Raw genomic sequence first — 4,810 nt, 5'->3', positions numbered from 1 at the left:
CCCAAAACAAAAGAAGTCAAATTAATTGACTTCAGTATTGCATCCCTACTACCACGGGAAACTCAAACACTAATCAATCCCAATGTATTAGAAGGGACACTCGCTTATATTTCTCCAGAACAAACAGGAAGAATGAATCGGGGGATTGACTACCGAACTGATTTTTATTCTTTAGGTGTCACTTTCTACGAATTACTTACAAGAAAGTTACCTTTTGCGTCAAATGACTCAATGGAGTTGGTACACTCTCATATTGCTAAACTTCCACCGCTTTTAGGGGACAGGAAAGAAATTCCCCAGGTGATTTCAGATATTGTCATGAAATTGATGGCGAAAAATGCCGAATCCAGATATCAGAGTGCCTTGGGATTGAAATTTGATTTAGAAAATTGTTTACATCAGCTACAAGTTTCTGGTAGAATTAAAGGCTTTGAGATTGCACAAAGGGATGTGTGCGATCGCTTCATCATCCCCGACAAACTCTATGGACGAGAAACCGAAGTCGAAAACCTACTCCAAGCATTTGAGCGAGTAAGCAAAGGTGCAACAGAAATGATTCTGGTAGCAGGTTTTTCGGGAATTGGTAAAACGGCGATTGTCAACGAAGTTCATAAACCAATTGTTAGACAACGTGGCTATTTTATCAAAGGGAAATTTGACCAATTTCAAAAAAATATTCCCTTTAGTGCATTTGTGCAAGCATTCCGAGATTTAATTGGACAATTATTAACTGAAAGTGATGTCCAAATTCAGGAATGGAGAAACCAAATATTAGAGGCTGTAGGAGAAAATGGACAAGTAATTATTGAAGTTATACCCGAATTATCAAGAATTATTGGTGAACAACCACCCACCGTAGAATTATCAGGAACATCTGCACAAAATAGATTTAATTTATTATTCCAAAAATTCACCCAAGTCTTTACAAGTTTTGAACATCCCTTAGTGATATTTTTAGATGATTTGCAATGGTCAGATTCGGCATCGCTGAACTTAATGCAGCTTTTAATGGCTGATACAGGTTATATGCTGTTAATTGGTGCGTACCGTGATAACGAGGTTAATCCAGCCCATCCATTAATGTTGACTTTGGGTGAGATGCAAAAAACACTCTTCACGATTAATACGATTACTTTAGCACCACTAAGTCAAAGTCAAGTGAATCAATTAGTTGCTGACACACTGAAATGTCCAGAAAGCTTGGTATGGAATATTTCTGTATTGATATCTCAAAAAACTCAAGGTAATCCATTTTTTGCCACTCAATTTCTTAAAGCATTGCATCAAGAAAATATCATTCAATTTGATTGCGAGTCAGGTTTTTGGCAATGTGACATTGCACAAGTGACAACTCAAGCAGTTACAGATGATGTTGTGGCTTTTATGGCATTTCAACTACGAAAACTGCCTCAGCCAACTCAAGATATATTGCAGTTAGCGGCTTGTATTGGCAACCAGTTCGATTTAGCAACCTTGGCAATTGTTTCGGAACAATCCCAAATCGAAACGGCTGCGGATTTATGGAAAGCATTACAAGAAGGGTCGATTTTACCAGTTAATGATGTTTATAAGTTTTATCAAAATTCGTCATTAGTCACTTGTACTGAGCGTAGTCGAAGTATTGGTCATACCCTGCGGGAAGGCGTACCCCTACGGGGAAGCAAGCTACGCGTAGCGTCTCCAAGAGTTGCGCCTATGTCATTAGAAAATAAGGACATAGACGCGCTAGCGGCTTCCCACAGGGTAGGACAAAGGACAGCTTCATATAGATTTTTACATGACCGAGTACAACAAGCAGCCTATTCTCTGATTCCCAATGACCAAAAACAAACAACTCATTACCAAATCGGACAACTGCTTTTACAACAAATTTCCCCATCAGCAACAGAAGACCGGATTTTTGAAATAGTCAATCAATTAAATTACGGAACTTCTTTAATTACCCAACAAACAGAACGAGCAGAATTAGCTGGGCTCAATCTCACCGCCTGTCGCAAAGCCAAAAGTGCCACCGCCTATCAAGCAGGGCGTGAATATGCCAGCACTGGGTTATCCTTGTTGGGAGAAAAAGCTTGGCAGCAACAATATGAAATGACGCTGTTATTCCATAACGATGCGGCGGAATTGTCAATGCTGTGCGGTGACTTTGAGGCGATGGAACAGTTCATTGAGACGGTCATTGCCCATGCAGACTCTTTACTGGAAAAGCTCAATGTTTACCGGATTAGAATTCAAGCAAAGACCTCTCAGAATAAACTGACCGAATCCATTGCCATCGGCACACAGATTTTGCAACAGTTGGGCGTAGCAATGACCGAAGCACCAACACTAGAGAATATTCAACAGTCAATCCAAGAAATTAATGATCTGATTGACGATCGGGAAATTGCAGATTTTGCTCACCTGCCGATGATGACAGATGTAACCAAGATTACAATTATCCAGATAGCTAGTAGCATCATGCCAGCAGCTTTCCTCTCTGGCTCTCCCTTGTTCCCATTCCTGACTGCTTTAACAGTCAAACTATCCCTGCGGCATGGAAATACAGATATTTCGGCTTATAACTATATTTGCTATAGCATGGTTGCTTGTAATCTCTTGCAAGATGTGGATTTAGCCACACAGTTTAGTCAGTTGGCATTGAATGTCGTCTTAAAACTTGATGCTAAAACAACTAAGCCGCAAGTATTTATGTTGCGGGCAACGTTTATCCTACATCGCAAATTTCACATTAAAGAAACCTTGCCGCTCTTGAGGGAGGGATACACGACTGGACTAGAAGTTGGAAACCTGCTATACGCCGGACAGAGTGGACACCTTTTCTGTTTCAATTCTTTTTGGTGCGGTCAGCCCCTTGCCACCTTGGAGCAGGATACACGCACTTACTACAATGGTTTGGTGCAAATCAACCAATTCACATCAGCCAACTACTGCCTGATCTACTGGCAATCTATTTTGAATTTACTGGGTGGGGCGGAACATCCCACTATTTTATCTGGGTCAGCCTTCCAGGAGACGGAATTTCTGCCCCGGCTGCGGTCTGCGAATGATCTGTTTGGGTTGTATCTCTTCCATTTGTATAAGCTGACCCTTTGCTTTTTGTTTGGGGAAATTGAGCTAGCAAACAATTATGCCCTTGAGATTAGAAACTATTTAATGGTTGCTGCGGGAAGGGTCGGGGAACCTGCTTTTTATCTCTATGATTCTTTGGTTGCTCTAGCACAGTTGAATGAACCGTTGGTTGAGGTATCAATAGCATTAGAGCGGGTGGCACAAAACCAAACTCGGTTACAGCACTGGGCGCACCATGCTCCCATGAATCATCAGCATAAGGTTGATTTGGTAGAAGCTGAAAAATGTCGAGTGTTAGGACACAAAGTAGAAGCCAGTGAGTTTTACGACTTGGCCATATCTGGAGCTAAAGCCAACGAATATATCCAAGAAGAAGCTCTAGCCAATGAACTCGCAGCCAAATTCTACCTCGACTGGGGCAGACAGCGCATAGCTGGGGATTACATGATTGAAGCCTACTATGGCTATGCTCGCTGGGGTGCGAAAGCCAAGGTTGCTGACTTGGAAAGACGCTATCCTCAACTTCTGGCTTCTATCCTCCAACAAACTCGCACTCCTTTCTCAGTTAACGAAACCGTCTTCGCATTAGGAACAGTCCGCGACACTAGTTCTTCTAGTTCTTCCTCCAGTGTCTCTGACTCTCTCGATTTAGCCGCCATTCTCAAAGCTTCTCAAACTATCTCAGGGGAAATCGAACTGGAAAAACTGCTTTCATCATTGCTTGCGATCGTCATCAAAAATGCGGGGGCTGATAAGTGTGTGTTCATGCTGTTGCAAGACGAACGCCTGTTAATCAAAGGGTCAATTATTGAAGGTTCGGAGCCAGTCGTGTTGCAGCGCCTTCTAGTTGAAGACAGTCAGGATATTCCCCTGAAGCTGATTTACAAAGTGAAGCACAATCGGCAGACTGTTGTGCTGGTTGATGCAACGGCTGATCCGATTTTAGCCAATGATCCGTATATCATGCGTCAGCAGCCTCAGAGTATCTTGTGTAGCCCGATTTTACATCAAGGGAAGTTGCTGGGTATTTTGTACTTAGAAAATAATTTAGCAGCGGGGGCGTTTACGAGCGATCGCGTTGAACTGCTCAACTTACTTTGCGCTCAAGCGGCAATTTCTTTGGAAAATGCTCAATTGTATGAGCGATCGCTAGAAAATGCTCAACAGCTAGAAGCAGCTTTACAAGAACTCCAGGGCGCTCAATTACAAATCGTGCAAAGTGAAAAGATGTCTGCATTGGGTAACTTAGTCGCCGGGGTAGCTCACGAAATGAATAATCCCCTCGGTTTTATTGCTGCTAGTCTAAAACTTGCTAAACCTACCTTTGCCGATCTGATCGAACACTTGAAACTATATGAACAAAGGTTTCCTACTCCCGGAGATGAAATTACAGACCATGCTGAATCAATCGACTTGGATTATACTTTAGAAGACTTGCCCAAGATGATTGATTCCATGTCTATGGCGTGCGATCGCCTCAAAAATATCAGCACCAGTCTCCGTACTTTCTCCCGTGCTGATCAAGACTACAAAGTACCATTTGACATTCACCAAGGTATCGATAGCACCATTCTCATCCTCAAACATCGTCTAAAAGCTAACGAACAACATCCCGCCATTGAAGTGGTCACAAATTACGGTGGTTTACCTCAAATAGAATGCTTCCCTGGTCAATTAAATCAGGTATTTATGAATATTCTGGCAAATGCTATTGATGCCTTGGATGAATCTAATACCG

1 protein-coding gene is annotated in these 4,810 nt (G+C 42.2%); it reads left to right on the top strand.

Translation table 11 applies throughout. The features are described 5' to 3' along the window. A partial coding sequence (locus V7K97_RS13105; RefSeq protein WP_334801463.1) for a trifunctional serine/threonine-protein kinase/ATP-binding protein/sensor histidine kinase occupies nt 1–4,810 on the top strand: 4,810 nt, incomplete at both ends.

It is taken from the genome of Nostoc sp. (genome assembly GCF_036917815.1).
Lineage (GTDB): Bacteria > Cyanobacteriota > Cyanobacteriia > Cyanobacteriales > Nostocaceae > Nostoc.
The sequence above is the reverse complement of the archived record's forward strand: the minus strand, read 5'-3'. Positions and strand labels throughout refer to the sequence as shown.